The organism is Cupriavidus yeoncheonensis (genome assembly GCF_905397275.1).
Classification (GTDB): Bacteria; Pseudomonadota; Gammaproteobacteria; order Burkholderiales; family Burkholderiaceae; genus Cupriavidus; species Cupriavidus yeoncheonensis.
Genome location: NZ_CAJPUY010000005.1, coordinates 142,217 through 156,743, shown reverse-complemented (window position 1 = coordinate 156,743; position 14,527 = coordinate 142,217). Strand labels below are relative to the sequence as shown.

12 protein-coding genes and 1 riboswitch are annotated in these 14,527 nt (G+C 68.6%); of the genes, 3 read left to right on the top strand and 9 right to left on the bottom strand.

Going from position 1 to position 14,527, the window contains the following annotated elements; translation table 11 throughout:
* Nucleotides 1-119: 119 nt before the first annotated feature.
* The 8 genes from atzF to KHO22_RS08590 all read right to left on the bottom strand — a co-directional run bounded on the left by atzF (nucleotide 120) and on the right by KHO22_RS08590 (nucleotide 11,139).
* Complete coding sequence (gene atzF, locus KHO22_RS08625) at nucleotides 120-1,955, bottom strand: allophanate hydrolase (protein WP_211946699.1); 1,836 nt, start codon at nucleotides 1,953-1,955, stop codon at nucleotides 120-122.
* The gene (gene uca / locus KHO22_RS08620; protein WP_211946698.1) at nucleotides 1,952-5,656 is read right to left on the bottom strand and encodes an urea carboxylase; all 3,705 of its coding nucleotides are present in this window, start codon (nucleotides 5,654-5,656) and stop codon (nucleotides 1,952-1,954) included. The genes atzF and uca overlap by 4 nt, the downstream gene beginning before the upstream one ends.
* 109 nt (nucleotides 5,657-5,765) lie before the next feature.
* The gene (locus KHO22_RS08615; RefSeq protein ID WP_211946697.1) at nucleotides 5,766-6,455 is read right to left on the bottom strand and encodes an urea amidolyase associated protein UAAP2; all 690 of its coding nucleotides are present in this window, start codon (nucleotides 6,453-6,455) and stop codon (nucleotides 5,766-5,768) included.
* An 8-nt stretch (nucleotides 6,456-6,463) separates the two neighbouring features.
* A complete protein-coding gene (locus tag KHO22_RS08610; protein ID WP_211946696.1) occupies nucleotides 6,464-7,270 on the bottom strand; it encodes an urea amidolyase associated protein UAAP1 in 807 nt (268 codons plus the stop codon).
* Between the two features lie 32 nt (nucleotides 7,271-7,302).
* Entirely contained in the window at nucleotides 7,303-8,151 is an 849-nt protein-coding gene (locus tag KHO22_RS08605; protein ID WP_211946695.1) for an ABC transporter ATP-binding protein, read from the bottom strand.
* Between the two features lie 3 nt (nucleotides 8,152-8,154).
* Nucleotides 8,155-9,030 (bottom strand): ABC transporter permease, encoded by an 876-nt coding sequence (locus KHO22_RS08600; protein WP_230426797.1) that lies wholly within the window; start codon nucleotides 9,028-9,030, stop codon nucleotides 8,155-8,157.
* Between the two features lie 8 nt (nucleotides 9,031-9,038).
* Entirely contained in the window at nucleotides 9,039-10,040 is a 1,002-nt protein-coding gene (locus KHO22_RS08595) for an ABC transporter substrate-binding protein (RefSeq protein ID WP_211946694.1), read from the bottom strand.
* Nucleotides 10,041-10,096: 56 nt separating this feature from the next.
* Nucleotides 10,097-10,225, bottom strand: a riboswitch (guanidine-I (ykkC/yxkD leader).
* A 203-nt stretch (nucleotides 10,226-10,428) separates the two neighbouring features.
* Nucleotides 10,429-11,139: an SDR family NAD(P)-dependent oxidoreductase gene (locus KHO22_RS08590; protein WP_211946693.1), complete on the bottom strand. Its 711-nt coding sequence runs from the start codon at nucleotides 11,137-11,139 to the stop codon at nucleotides 10,429-10,431.
* Between the two features lie 167 nt (nucleotides 11,140-11,306).
* Between KHO22_RS08590 and KHO22_RS08585 the strand changes: the two genes are divergently transcribed.
* The gene (locus KHO22_RS08585; protein WP_211946692.1) at nucleotides 11,307-12,179 is read left to right on the top strand and encodes an EamA family transporter; all 873 of its coding nucleotides are present in this window, start codon (nucleotides 11,307-11,309) and stop codon (nucleotides 12,177-12,179) included.
* Between the two features lie 161 nt (nucleotides 12,180-12,340).
* A complete protein-coding gene (locus KHO22_RS08580; protein ID WP_211946691.1) occupies nucleotides 12,341-13,318 on the top strand; it encodes a Bug family tripartite tricarboxylate transporter substrate binding protein in 978 nt (325 codons plus the stop codon).
* Between the two features lie 15 nt (nucleotides 13,319-13,333).
* Here KHO22_RS08580 and KHO22_RS08575 read toward each other — a convergent pair whose 3' ends face one another.
* Nucleotides 13,334-13,942 carry a GNAT family N-acetyltransferase gene (locus tag KHO22_RS08575; protein ID WP_211946690.1) on the bottom strand — a complete coding sequence of 203 codons (609 nt, stop codon included), beginning with the start codon at nucleotides 13,940-13,942 and terminating at the stop codon, nucleotides 13,334-13,336.
* A gap of 60 nt (nucleotides 13,943-14,002) precedes the next feature.
* Between KHO22_RS08575 and KHO22_RS08570 the strand changes: the two genes are divergently transcribed.
* On the top strand, nucleotides 14,003-14,500 hold the full coding sequence (locus KHO22_RS08570) for a winged helix-turn-helix transcriptional regulator (protein WP_211946689.1): 498 nt from the start codon (nucleotides 14,003-14,005) through the stop codon (nucleotides 14,498-14,500).
* The last annotated feature ends 27 nt before the right edge of the window (nucleotides 14,501-14,527 follow it).

The following is a 14,527-nucleotide window of genomic DNA, read 5'->3' as shown; positions in this document are numbered from 1 at the left end:
ACCGGACCGGGGGTTCCCGATGCAGGCTGCCCCCGCCCCGGGCTGGCCAGCAGGGAACCGCCGTGTACCGATGCGGCGAGGTTCCCGGCCGGCGCCCGTCTTGGCCGGACGACCCGGCGCTACGGTTGCCCGGCGCCCTCCCGTGCCAGCCAGGCCCGCCATCCGCCGTAGGCGGTGATGTCTTCGGCCCCTGCCAACCCCGCGGGCTCGCAGATGAACCCCGGGACACTGGCACCGTCGGCCAGTTGCGTGCGGCCAATTCCCAGCGGGGCGGGAATGCCCGCCACAAAGCTGCCAAAGCTGGCCTCCGGCAGTTCCCACACCTCCACTTCGATGGCTGCGCCGCCGTCGTCCACGCGCACCAGTCCCGGGCGCTGCGGGCCGTCGCCTGGCAAGGCATGGAGCCGGTAACAGGGCGCCGTACGGGTGCGCGCCACCAGCCGGGCACCACGCTCGGTCAGCTGATGGTGCAGCGGCTGGCCTTGCAGGTGCGCACCACAAACCGCGACGCGGACCTGCCCGGAGCGGATCGCGGCAAGCGGCGCGGCATCGTCCGGCAACGAGCGGCCGGTCGCGCCCAGGGTGGCGGCGCGCCCACGCAGCGCCTGTTGCCAGCGCGTCGCCAGCCGCAGCAAGGGCACATCCTGATGCGCGGGAGCCACCACCGTCACGCCAAACGGCAGCCCGGCTTCCGTGAAGCCAGCCGGCACCGCAATGCCGGCGTAGTCGAGCAGGTTCATGAAATTGGTGAAGCGGCCCAGATCACCGTTCAACCGGACCGGTTCGGCCAGCATGTCGTCGACGGTGGGATGCTGCGGCGCCGTCGGCAGCATGAACCCGTCGACCTGGTCCCACACGGCGTCACACACACGGCGCAATTCGCGCAGGCGATAGCTGGCGGCAAAGGCATCGGCGGCGCTTGGCACGGCGCCGCCAAGCGTGATCTGGCGCGTGACCGGGAACACCGCTTCTGGCTGCGCGTCGATGAAGGCGCGGATGGCCTGATAGCGCTCGGCCACCCATGGGCCATCGTAGAGCAGGCGCGCGGCTTCCAGGAAAGGGGCGATATCGATTTCGATCAACTCCGCCCCCAGCCCACGGGCGTGGGCCAGCGACCGTGCCCAGGCATCGGCGTAGCCGGGCCCCAGCTGCCCCAGCTGAGCTGGCACCGGTACCCCCAGGCGGAACGTGGCAGCGCCGCCAAAGTCGAAGCCGTGCGGCAAGGCGTGGCGCGAGAAGGCATCTGCGCCATCGTAGCCCCGCGCCGCCGCAAACACGCGGTGCGCATCGTTGGCGGTCAGCGCAAAGATCGACACCGTGTCCAGCGAGCGGCAGGCCGGCACCACGCCCGTTGCGGACAACACGCCGCAGGTGGGCTTGAGGCCCACAAGGTGATTGAACGCGGCCGGGACGCGTCCCGAGCCCGCCGTGTCGGTCCCCAGCGCGAAGCTCACGTGCCCCAGCGCCACGGCAACGGCCGAACCCGAACTGGAGCCGCCGGATACATGCGCCGCGTCGAAGGCATTGCGGCAGGCGCCATACGGCGAGCGCGTGCCGTTCAGCCCGGTGGCGAACTGGTCGAGGTTGGTCTTGCCGATGGCGATGGCGCCCGCGTCGAGCAGCCGCTGCACCACAAAGGCGCTGTGTTGCGGCGTATAGGCATAGGCCGGGCAGGCCGCCGTGGTAGGACAGCCCGCCAGGTCGATGTTGTCCTTGATGGCGAACGGGATGCCATAGAGCGGCAGGTCCGACGGATTGCACGCCAGGAGTTCCCGGGCACGCCGGCGCAAGGCCTGCGCATCGAGCCGATGGATCCAGGCACGGTGCGGATCGTCCGCGGTGGCAGCAATCACGGCCTCCACGACATCGACGGGCGTACGCCTGCCATGGCGATAGTCCGCCTGCAGGGAGGCAATATCCAGGGAAAACGGCATGGCAGTGGAATGGTCGGTCATGCTGCCACCTCGATTTCCGGCACCTCGCGATCCTGCGCCGCCTCCGGCACGATCACCACCACCTCCTGCCCCGCTCCGACCGGTGCGCCTTCGGCACAGCCAACGCGCCATACCGTGCCGGCGCAAGGCGCGGTCACGGCAAATTCCATCTTCATGGACTCCACCACGACCAGCGTGTCGCCTGCTTTCACGTGGCTTCCCGCCTCCACCAGCAGCTTCCAGACACTGCCGGGCACCGCACTGCAGACCGCGCGCGCGCCCTCGGGGCGCGTGCCGGCATCGTCGGCCGGCGCCATCGCGCCGGCGTTCTCTTCCATATGCTCGGCATGGCCCAGCTCGCGCCAGCGTTCCCGCTCGGCGGCAAAGGCGGCTTGCTGTCGCGCGCGGAAGGCTGCGATATCCACGGTGCTCTCATCCAGCATGGCCTGGTAGTCGCGCATGGCGAAGCTGCCAGCCTCGATGCGCAGCGGGTAGCGGCCCGCCGGGAAATCCTTGCGGATCTGCGCCAGCTCGGCCTCGCTGACGGGATAGAAGCGAATCTTGTCGAAGCAGCGCAGCAGCCAGGGCTTGCCGGCCTCGAAGGCCGGTGCGCCGCTGTCTGCATCGCGCCAGCGGTTCCACATTTGCAGCGTGCGGCCGACAAACTGGTAGCCCCCGGGGCCTTCCATGCCGTACACGCACATATACGCGCCACCGATGCCCACCGCGTTCTCGGGCGTCCAGGTGCGCGCCGGGTTGTACTTGGTGGTCACCAGCCGGTGGCGTGGGTCGAGCGGAGTGGCCACGGGCGCGCCCAGGTAGACATCGCCCAGTCCCATTACCAGATAGCTGGCTGCGAACACGATGTCCCGAACCTCTTCGACCGATGCCAGCCCGTTGATGCGACGAATGAACTCGATATTGCTGGGGCACCAAGGCGCATCGGGACGCACCGACTGCATGTATTTGTCGATGGCGAGGCGCGTGGCGCTGTCATCCCAGGAGAGCGGCAACCACACGGTCCGGGAGGGCACCGAGAGGCCGTCCGTGTCCCCCAGGGCGTCGTCGGCCTGCACGATCGCCTCAACCAGTGCGCGGCGGTCGAGCTGCGATGGATCGAAATGCAACTGCAGCGAGCGGATACCCGGCGTCAGGTCGACGATGCCCGCCAGCCTGCGCGACTGCAGGGCGGCGTGCAGCGCATGGATGCGCATGCGCAGGCCGATATCGAGCTGCGCATCGCCCAGTTCGACCAGCAGGTAACGGTCGCCGGCCTGCCGCATCACCAGCCCGGGCCGGCCGGCGGCGCCCGCCCTGGAGAACACCACCGGCGACTCCGCCGAAGCGGCCGCCGGTACCGGCGGCTGCGCGGCAAGCGTGGCTGCTAGCGCGTCCTGCGCGCAGCGCAGGCGCCCCGCCTCGTCCTGCCCGATGCGGCGAAAGCGCACCCGCGCGCCCGGCCGGAGCTGGCCCAGCTTCCATCGTTCGGCCGCGGCCACCACCGCCGGGCAGACGAAGCCACCGAGGCTGGGCCCGTCGGGGCCGAGGATCACAGGCATATCGCCGGTGAAGTCGATCGCACCGATGGCATAGGCGTTGTCATGAATGTTCGACGGATGCAGCCCGGCCTCGCCGCCATCGGGCCGCGCCCATTGCGGCTTCGGGCCGATCAGGCGCACGCCGGTGCGGCTGGAGTTGTAGTGAACTTCCCATTCCGCTGCGAAGAAGCTGTCGATATCCGCTTCGGTGAAAAAGTCCGGTGCGCCGTGCGGGCCGTACAGTACGCTGATCTCCCAGGCTTCGCCCGGCGTTGGAAACGACGGTACGGCCGACTCGGGCAATGACGCGGGCTCCGTCGCCGTGTCATCGCCGATATGCAACACGTCCGCCACGCGCAAGGTGCGGCCGCCGTGTCCGCCGAACTGCCCCAGCGTAAAGGTGGAACGGCTGCCAAGGTAGCGTGGCACATCGAAGCCGCCGCGGACCGCCAGATAGGCACGGCTTCCCTGAGCCGGCCCGGCACCGATGGCAAGCGTGCTGCCCGCCCGCACGCGATGTGCGACCCACGGCGCCAATGGCCTGTCGTCCAGCGTGACCGGCAAGGGCGCGCCGCATACGGCGATGACCGCGTCATGCCAGAAGCGCAGGGTCGGGCCGCCCAGGGTGCACTCCAGGCCGGCGGCACCTTGCGCATTGCCGACCAGCCGGTTGGCAATGCGCAGGGAAAGGTCATCCATCGGGCCGGATGGCGGCACGCCCACGTCCCAGTAGCCCACACGGCCGGGCCAGTCCTGCACCGTGGTCTGCACGCCGGCTTCGAGCACCTCGACGGCATTTGGCTGGTAGCGCAGGTCGCCCAGCGAACGCGTGACGATGCGCCCGGCGACGAAATCCTCGCTGGCGGCCACGGTACGCAGGTATCGCAGGTTGGTCTCGATGCCGCCCACGCGCGAACCAGCCAGTGCCTGCTGCAAGCGGCGCACGGCATCGGCCCGGTCCGTGCCGGTGACGATCAGCTTGGCCAGCATCGGGTCGTAGTGAGCAGGCACCTCGGTGCCTGCGCTCACCCAGCTTTCCACGCGGATATCGCCAGGAGTATCGCCAGGAAACGCGACTTCGGTCAGCAGGCCGGCGCTGGGCTGGAAGTTGCGCGCCGGATCTTCGGCATAGAGGCGCACCTGGATCGAAGCCCCGCGCGGCGCCGGCGCGTGCAACGCAAACCTGTCACCGCGTGCGAGCTTCACCATCCATGCAACCAGGTCGACGCCGGTGACCTGTTCGGTCACGCCATGCTCCACCTGCAGCCGCGTGTTGACCTCCAGGAAGTAGAACGCGCCGGTGTCGGCATCGAGCACGAACTCCACCGTGCCGGCGGAGCGGTAGCGGACGGCGCGGCCGAGACGCACGGCGGCGTCGGTCAGCGCGCTGCGTGTCACAGCGTCAAGACCTGGCGCCGGGGTTTCCTCGACCACTTTCTGGTTGCGGCGCTGCGCGGAACAATCGCGCTCGCCCAGCGCAATCACGTTGCCTTGCCCATCGCCGAACAACTGCACCTCGATATGGCGGGCGCGCTCCACGAACTTCTCCAGGAACAGGCCGGCATCCTTGAAGTTGGCACGCGCCAGGCGCTCTACCGCCTCGACGGCCGGCACCAGCTCCGCTTCGCTGCGCACCAGCCGCATGCCAATGCCGCCACCGCCCGCGCTGCTCTTGAGCATGACCGGGTAGCCGATGCGCGCCGCCTCGGCCAGCGCATGGGCCAGTCCGTCGAGCAGGCCGCTGCCCGGCAGCAATGGCACGGCATGCTGCTCGGCCAGCGCGCGCGCGGTGTGCTTGAGGCCGAAGGCCTGCATCTGCCCCGGCGTCGGCCCGATGAAGGCAATGCCGGCCGCCTCGCAGTCCCGTGCGAAGCCGGGATTCTCCGACAGGAAGCCGTAGCCCGGATGGATGGCACCCGCGCCGGTTTCGCGCGCGGCTTCCAGGATGCGGGCGCCGTCGAGGTAGCTCTGCGATGCGGGCGCCGGGCCGATGCAGACGGCGGCATCCGCCAGCGCCACGTGGGCGGATTCGGCATCGGCCTCCGAGTAAACCGCCACCGAACGCAGGCCGAGTTGCCGCAGCGTGCGGATGATGCGACAGGCGATCGCACCACGATTGGCGATCAGCACGGTATCGAAGCGCGCCCCGGCCGGGCCGGTGCCGCGATCAGAAAACTTGGACATGGGGAAGGTTCCCTCTCGATGTCGGGCAGGTCGTCCTGCCGGATGGGATGCGGCCACGGGTCGTCCCGCGGCGGCGCCTGTGCAGATCAGTACTGGCGCAAGGGAGGGATCAGAGGCGCGGTGCGGCGTCCCAGACGATGAACTCGACAGGCGTCGGGTCGTAGCCGTTGCATGGGTTGTTGAGCTGCGGGCAGTTCGATACCAGCATCCATACATCCATCTGCGCATGCAGCTCGACATATTTGCCCGGTCCGGAAACGCCATCGGCAAATTGCAGCGTTCCTTCCGGCGTGACCGGCACGTTCATGAAGAAATTGATGTTGGGCACCAGGTCGCGCTTGCTCAGGCCCACGTCCGACTGTGACATGGCGAGCAGATAGTTGTCGCGGCAGGAGTGCATGAACTTCTTCTGCAGCGCGTAGCGCACGGTGTTGCTCTCCGCGGCGCAGGCCCCGCCCAGCGTATCGTGCCGGCCGCAGGTGTCAGCCACGATGGTGAGCATCGCGTTGCCCTGGTTGGATACCAGCACCGAACCCGTGGTGAGGTAGATGCCGCCCTGGCGCAGCAGCGTGTCGGCGACACTGTAGTGCTCTGCCACATCGTGCCGGTTGTAGAACAGCACATCGGCCGCCTGGTTGCCCATCAGGTCGACGATGCGTACGGTCTGGCCGGCGCGGATTTCCGCCAGCCATGGCTCTCCGGCAGGCTGGCGGTGGCGCAGCGTGGCGCCGGCGGGATCGAGGGAACTGGCATGCGGCTGGAATGCCGCGCTGGCCGGAATGGTCGTGGTGATCGTCATGAACGGCCTCAGGAAATGGCGAAGATGTCCGCGTTGTGCAACGCGCGCGCGCACTCGGGACGGAAGCTGCGGCAGTAGTCGTCGGCCGGCGCCGGGCCGGAGCGCCATGCAGCCACGCCGATCGCGCCCGGCTGGTAGCCATTGCGCGGGTCCAGCGGATGCGGCGCGGTGGAGATGGCGAGGATCAGGTCCATTTCGCAGCGCAACTCCACCGCCGTGCCACGCACGCTGCACGCCGCATCGAAAGCGAAGCGCCCTTCCCCGTCCACTGCCACCTTGCTGAACAGGTTGACGGGCGCGATCAGGTCACGCGCGGACAGCCCATACTTGCCAGTCTCCACCAGCAGGCCGTCGCGGCCCGAGCGATGCATGGCGTTGCGATGCGCCTCGAAGCGTTGTTCGCCGTACTTGTCGCGCATGCGCACGGTATCGAGCAATGCGCCGAAGGGATCGTGCCACCCCAGCGTGTCATGCGTGAGCGAAGCCATGGCGCGGCCCATGTCGCTCATCAGCACGTGGCCGCGCGTGAAGTGGGCGGTGTGCAGGGCCTTGCAGGTATCGGGCATGCTGTAGCGCTCCAGCCTGTCGTGGGCGGCATAGAGCACCACGGCGCAGTTGGCCCGGTCACCCAATGCCACGAAGCGCAGCGAGGTGCCGCGCGACAGGCGCCAGCTCCAGTGCCCGCCACCGGGCACCATCTCGCTCCACAACACCTGCGCGGCCGGCAGTTGCGGAGCAAAGCGCTGCCAGTGCGGCGCGGCATCCACCGGGGAGCCCGGCGGGGGGTTGTCCAGGGTGTGTTCGGCATGTGCCATCGAAGGTCTCCGTGTCGGGTTCGTCTGTGGGGTCAGGCGGCAGCGGCCGCGCGCGACAGCTGGTCGAGCAGGTCCAGGTCGGTCTGCATGCCCGAAGTCATCCGGATGCGCGCCAGGATGTCGCGCTTGAGCTGCAGGAACTCCTGCGTGTGTTTCATCTCCTGCCGGCGCGTGGCGGGCAGCGGCACTTCGTAGACGCTGTCGATGCGGCCCGGGCGCGGTGCCATCAGCACGACGCGCTGGCCCAGATAGATCGCCTCTTCCACGTCGTGGGTGACGAACACCACCGTGGTCTTTTCCAGCCGGTGCACATGCAGGATCAGGTCATGCATGACCTCACGCGTCTGCGCGTCCAGCGCGCCAAAGGGCTCGTCCATCAGCAGCACGCGTGGGCGGCTCATCAGCGCACGGCCGATGGCCACGCGCTGCTGCATGCCGCCGGAAAGCTGGCCGGGGTAGGCGTCCGCCACGTGCGCCAGCCCCATCAGGTGCAGCAGGGCATCGGCCCGGCCCGATGCGGCTTCCACATCCGCGCTGCTGCGGCTCCGGGTGAACAGGCCCAGGCGCCGGCAGAAGCGGATATTCTCGGCGACTGTCAGCCACGGGTAGAGGCTGTAGTGCTGGAACACCATGGCGCGCTCGGGCGCCGGTGCTGTGATTGCGTGGCCATCGCACAGCAACGTGCCGGCGTCGAAGCTCTCCAGGCCTCCCAGCGTGCGCAGCAGCGTGGACTTGCCGCAACCGGAAGCGCCCACCAGGGTGACGAAGCCGTTGTCGGCCACGTCCAGGCTCACGTCCCGCAGGGCCGGGTGGCCGCTGCGGGGACCGAAGAACTTCCAGACGCCGCGGGCGCTGAGCTTGGGTTGGATGGATTCGGTCATGGTTCAGCGCCCCATGTAGAGATAAGGGAAGGCCAGCCGGTGCAGGCGCCGCATGAGCTGGTCCAGCAACAACCCGACCAGCCCGATCAGCAGGATGCCGGCGAAGATCTTGTCCGTCTGGAGGAAGCGCTGCGCCTTGAGGATGGAAAAGCCCAGCCCGGAGCCCGCGGCCACCAGCTCGGCCACCACCAGGTAAGTCCAGGCCCACCCCATGGTCACGCGCAGCGTGTCAAGCAAGGCCGGCTTGGCCGACGGCACGATCACGTGCTGGATGATCTCGCCGCGCGATGCACCCATGGTCTGCGCTGCCTCGATCTGCGCCAGCGGCACGCGTCGCACATCCTCGGCCACCATCAGGACCATCTGGAAGAAGGTACCGATGAAGATAATGGCAACCTTGGCGCCTTCATCGATGCCGATCCACACCATCACCAGCGGGATGAAGGCGACCGCCGGCATGTAGCGGATAAAGTCGGTCAGCGGCTCCAGCAGCGCCTGTATGGTGCGATAGCTGCCGATTGCCAGGCCCAGTGGCAACGCCAGCACTGCCGACAGCGCCCATCCCGCCAGCACGCGTGCGGTACTGATGGCGACATCGCCCGCCAGGTCCTCGTCGAACGCCCAGTCGTGCAGACGCGACAGCACCGCGGCCGGGCCGGGCATGAACACGGGATCGACCAGGCCACTGGCGGCCAGCAGCGCCCAGGCCAGCAGCGGCAGCAGCAGGCCCGCCCCGACCAGCAGCGCCGCGCGGCGCGCCGGGAGTGCCGTACGCAGGCGCCACCACGGCGTGCGCACCGGGAGCCATTCGGGTTCGCGGCTGGCTTCGGCGGGCCGCACCGGCGGCAATGCCGTCATGAGGAGGTCGTTGTCAGGCATGTGCGGCCTCACTTGAGTGCTTCCGCCAGCAGCGTGGCATCCACGCCGCGGCCTGCGTCCGGCTTGCCTTCCAGCAGCTTGTTGTCGCGCAGGAAGCCGGCAATGGTGGGCGCCACCGCCTGCAGCGACGCGGGCTGCGCGGCGTCGAGCGCGGCGCGGTTCGCGGCCGCGTCGAAGAAGCGGGTACCGGGCAGGAAGACCTTGTAGTCGTCCGGCTTCATGCCGACCACCCTGGCCATGATGGCCGCGGCCTCGGCCGGTTGTTCCCGGATGAAACGCTCCGCGTCGAACCACGCGCGGATCATGCCCACCAGGTCCTTGCGCTTGGTGGCGATGGCCTTCTGCTGTGCCACCAGCAGGTCGGGAATCAGGCCCGGCATGTCGGCGGAGGTGAACAGCGCATGACCCTTGCCGCTGCGCACGATGCGGTCGATCCAGGGGTTCCAGACCACCGCGGCGTCCACCCGCCCCATCATGAAGGCGGCGGCGGCATCGGCTGCGGCCAGGTTGACGATCTTCACGTCGGACGGCTTGAGGCCGGCCTTTGCCAGCGCAGTGGCCAGCACGAAGTGCGAGATGCTGTATTGCTCCAGTGCGACGGTCTTGCCCTTCAGGTCCGCCACGGTGCGGATCTTCGCACCGGCCAGCAGCGCGTCATTGCCGGCCGAGTTGTCGTTGACCAGCACGGCCTTCAGCGGCAAGCCCTTGGCGAGCGGACCCAGCGTGTCGGACCAGGACTGCGAGTTGGCGTCGAGCTGTCCGGATGAGAGGGCCGCGATCGAATCGCTGTAGTTGGCGAACCAGACCAGCTTGACATCGGCGCCGTGCTTGCCGAAGAAGCCCTTCTGCTGGGCCACATACCAGGCCACCCAGCCGGGCCAGTCGGAGACGCCGACGCGCACCTCGGCACGAACTGGCGTGGCGGCAAGGCATGCAAGGGAGACGGCAACACCGGCGAGGACGGCATGCAGGCGTCTGGCAATGAGAAACGAGGACAGCAGGCGAGGCATCGGAGGGGCTCCTTTCGACAGTGGCAAAGCAGGGAAGACACCTCGCAACGAAGTGAACCTCCCGGGCTTTTGTCCCGCCGTGGAGCCTGGACGCGGTCTGGTCTGAAGCCAGCGCGCCTGAGGCCGGTTGCTCTTGGACCAGGCATCGCACGCACAGCGCGACCGGAACCCTAGCGACCCTTCGGTGAGCGATGATGCATCGCTTCCCTGGTCGAGATAGAGCAAAGCGTGTGCCAGTGCGCAGGCGTGGTTTGCGCACCTTGAGCGTGCAGGAATGGCGCGGAATCGGGGAGCGGCTGGCCGCCTTGAGGTGCAGGCAGCGCCCATCGCACTGCTTGAGTGCGATGGGCGCCACGGCAGCGGCCTGGCCCGGGCCTGCGCCAGCGGCTCAACTCAGGCCGTCGAGCACCAGGTGCTGTCCGTGAACCGCCGCCGCGGCCTCCGAGGCCAGCAGCGCGACCATGCGCGCCGCGGAGCCGGTGGAAACCCATTGCGAAGGATCGGCGTTGGGCATGTCTCGCCGATTCGCAGGGGTATCCAGCACGCCCGGGGCAATGCTGTTGACGTTGATGCCGGCACCGCGCACTTCGCGCGACAGGCTTTCGACCAGCCGCTGCAGCGCGCTCTTGGACGCGCAGTACGCGCCCATCGATGCCACGCCCGCCGACGCGCTGCGCGCCGTCACGGCAATGACCTTGCCGCTGCCCCGCGCCAGCATCGCGGGAATGAAGGGCCGCGTCACGGCAATGAACGACCATGCGTTCAGGTCCATCATCCGCGTCCAGGATTCGCGGCTGATGGCGTGCGTGGCCTCGCCCATCTCGAAGCCTCCGGCCACGTGGACCACGACATCCACCGCGCCGAACGTGTCGAGGATCTCGGCGCCGGTCGCGGCCATGGCGCTCCCGGACGTGACATCGGCCTCGCGCAGCAGCATGCCGCCATCCGCATCCGGATGGGCAAAGACGCTTTGCAGGTGCTGCAGCTTGTGGTCGATCAGGGCCAGCCGGCAGCCCTCTCCCGCGAAACGGCTGGCCACTGCACGGCCCAGGGCGCCGGCGGCGCCGGTGATCACGACATGACGAACGGCAGCTTCCATCTCCTGGCTCCTGTTGCAAAGGACTGACTCCACCATAGTCGGGCAGCGCGGAAAGGGAAATCCGGATGTCGCGCGAACTGTACAGCGCGGAAATCCCGCACCCGTCTATGGCGCCCGGCGCGCGCATGGCGCAAGATGCGGCTGCATCACCCAACCAGGATTTCCAATTGCCTCTGAACCGCCTGCGGCAAAGCGCCACCCTTCTCGCCGTCGTGGCGCTGACCGGCTCGATGGCCTCCCTGTGCATCGGCACCTCGTTCGCCAAGTCGCTGTTCTCCGCGCTCGGGGCGCAGGGGACCACCGCGCTGCGCGTGGGTTTTTCGGCGCTGATCCTGCTGGCCGTGTGGCGCCCGTGGCGGATACCGCTTTCCGCCGCCAATGCGCGGGCCATCGCCCTGTACGGTGCCGCGCTGGGCGCGACCAACCTGCTGTTCTATATGTCGCTGCGCACGATTCCGCTCGGACTGGCGATTGCCGTCGAATTCACCGGCCCGCTCACCGTGGCGGTGCTGTCGTCGCGGCGCGCCATCGATTTCCTGTGGATCGCGTTTGCCGTCACCGGGCTGCTGCTGCTTCTGCCGCTGGGCGAGGCCTCCACCCATCTGGACCCCGTCGGCATCGGCTTCGCGCTGGCGGCGGGCGTCGGCTGGGCGCTCTATATCATCTTCGGCCAGCGTGCCGGCAACGCGCACGGCGGCCAGGCGACTTCGCTCGGGCTGACCGTGGCGGCCCTGGTGGTGCTGCCATTCGGCGTGGCCCACGCCGGCACGGCCATGTTCAGCCCGCCGCTGCTGCTCGCCGGGCTGGCCGTGGGCGTGCTGTCCAGCGCCATTCCCTATTCGCTCGAAATGGTGGCGCTCAAGCGCCTGCCGCGGCGCACCTTCGGCATCCTGCTCAGCATGGAGCCCGCCATGGGCGCGCTGGCCGGGCTGGTGTTCCTGCACGAGCAGCTCAGCATGATCCAGTGGCTGGCGATCGGCAGCATCATCGTGGCCTCCATCGGCTGCACGGCCACGGCGCGCGGCAAGCCTGCGGGCTGATCCATGCTGCGTCTTGGAACATTCTGGCCGGAACGTTCTGCCCGGCATGGCCAGCCGCTCATGGTTTTCCCTCTGCGCCGCGCGCTTGACTGAACGCGGGGTGGGCTCCAGATTGGACCGCGCGGTACGACACCTGCCTTCCAAACCAGGAGACAGCAAGCATGCGAACCATCAAGGTGGCACTGGCGGCATTCGGACTGATGACCGGACTCGGTTCGCTTGCCGCGGCCCAGACGTGGCCCGGCAAGCCCATCACCATGGTGTTGCCGTTCCCCGCCGGCGGTTCGACCGATGTGGTCGGGCGCGCCATGGCCGACGAAATGGGCAAGCGGCTCGGACAGCCCGTGGTGGTGGAGAACCGTGCCGGCGCCAGCGGCATCGTCGGGGCCAGCTATGTCGCCAAGGCCCCCGCCGACGGCTACACCATGATGTTCACGACCACGCTGCCCATCATGACCAACCAGTTCGTGTACGCGAAGCTGCCTTACGATCCGCGCAAGGACTTCGCGCTGATCTCGCAGGTGGCCTCGGGCCAGCTGGTGCTGGCAGTGCACCCGTCCGTACAGGCGAAAAGCGTGAAGGAATTCGTGGCCTGGGCGCAGCAGAACAAGGGCAAGGTCAACTACGGCTCATGGGGCGTGGGCTCGGCCGCGCATCTGATGGGCGCGTTCATGAGCAACAGCCGCGGCATGGAGATGAGCCATATCGCCTACAAGGGCGAGGCGCCGATGCTGCAGGACCTGATCGGCGGACAGGTGCAGATGGCGATCGGGTCGTATATGTCGATCAAGCCCTATCTGGAGTCCGGCAAGCTGCGCGCGCTCGCGGTAACGGGCGACAGGCGCATCGACGGCATCGCGGACGTGCCCACGTTCCAGCAGGCCGGGCTGGCCGAGCCCGAGTTCCGGCCGGTCGGCTGGCTGGTGCTGGTCGCGCCCGCCGCGACGCCGGCACCGGTGCTGGCCCGGCTGGAGAAGGAAGCCATCGCGGCCGCCAATACCACCGCTGTCAAGGCAAGGCTGCAGGTCGCCGGGCTGGAAGCCATGGGCACCACCTCGGCCCGCTTCCGCGATGACTACCAGACGGCCATGCCGGTGCTGGAGCGGGTGGTGAAGGTCTCGGGCGCGCGCGTCGAGTAGTGCCGCGCGCCCGGCTCAACCGGCAGCGGCCCAGTCGGCCGGCATCCGTGTGGCGATGTTCGCCGCGGCTGCCCCGAGCGCAAGCGTGGCCTCGTGGAGATAGCTGTCCTCGGGGTTGCGCCGGCAGCTGAATCCCAGGCCGCGCAGGATGGCCAGCATGCGCCGGTTCTCGCTGAGCACATCGCCGCGCATGCAGCGCACGCCGGCTGCCTGCGCCAGTTGCAGCAGCCGGGCGATCAGGCGACGGCCAAGACCCTGGCCTTGCCAGGCATCGGCCACGAGCACGGCGAATTCCGCCGTGCCGTGCCCGGTCACCACGAACTGGCCGTTAGCGATCACCGCTTCGGTGCCGCCGTCAGCGCCCGGGGCCGTCACGACCAGGGCCACGCCATCCGCGCCAGCCCTCACCAGCCCTTCGACAATCCCGTCGGCCACGCGGCCGCCCGTCAGGAAGCGGAAATAGCGGCTTTCGCGCGACAGGCCTTCGACCATGCCGCGCATGGCCGCGCCGTCCTCCGCCTGCGCCGCGCGCAAGGTCACCTGCTCCCCGCGCCGCAGCGTCCAGCTCTCATTGCCGACCCGCTGTGACGCCTGCGCCGCCAGACCCAGCCATGTTCCGTACATCGTTTCCACCTGACTTCATAATTCGTAGTCAGAGTATAGGCAAACACCTGACTTTTGCAAATGAAGTCAGCGTGCTATCCTCAGTGCATCATGAAAGCCACGGCCACTGACCTTCGCGATTGTTCGATCGCCTCCACGCTCGCGCTGATCGGCGAGAAGTGGACGATCCTGATCCTGCGCGACATCTTCCAGGGTGTCAGCCGCTTTGATGAGTTCCTGCAGCGGCTGGAATGCTCACCTGCCGTGCTGTCCGCCCGCCTGAAGACGCTGACCGAGGCCGGGCTGCTGCGCCGGGTCGGCTATAAGGAGCCGGGCGAGCGCGAGCGGTTCGAGTACCGGCCGACCCGTGCCGCGGTGGAACTGCTGCCGGTGCTGGTCGGGCTGATGCAATGGGGAGACCGCCACCTGGCGGCCGACGGCACCGGCCCGGTGGAAATCCGCTCGCGCCGCAACGGCCAGCGCGTCAGCGCGGCACTGGTCGACGAAGACGGCCAGGCGGTGTCGCCGTCCGACATGACGGTCATGCGCCTCACACCATCGGGCACGCCGCAAGACTGATTCCCCGCCGGCACCTCGGCGATACAT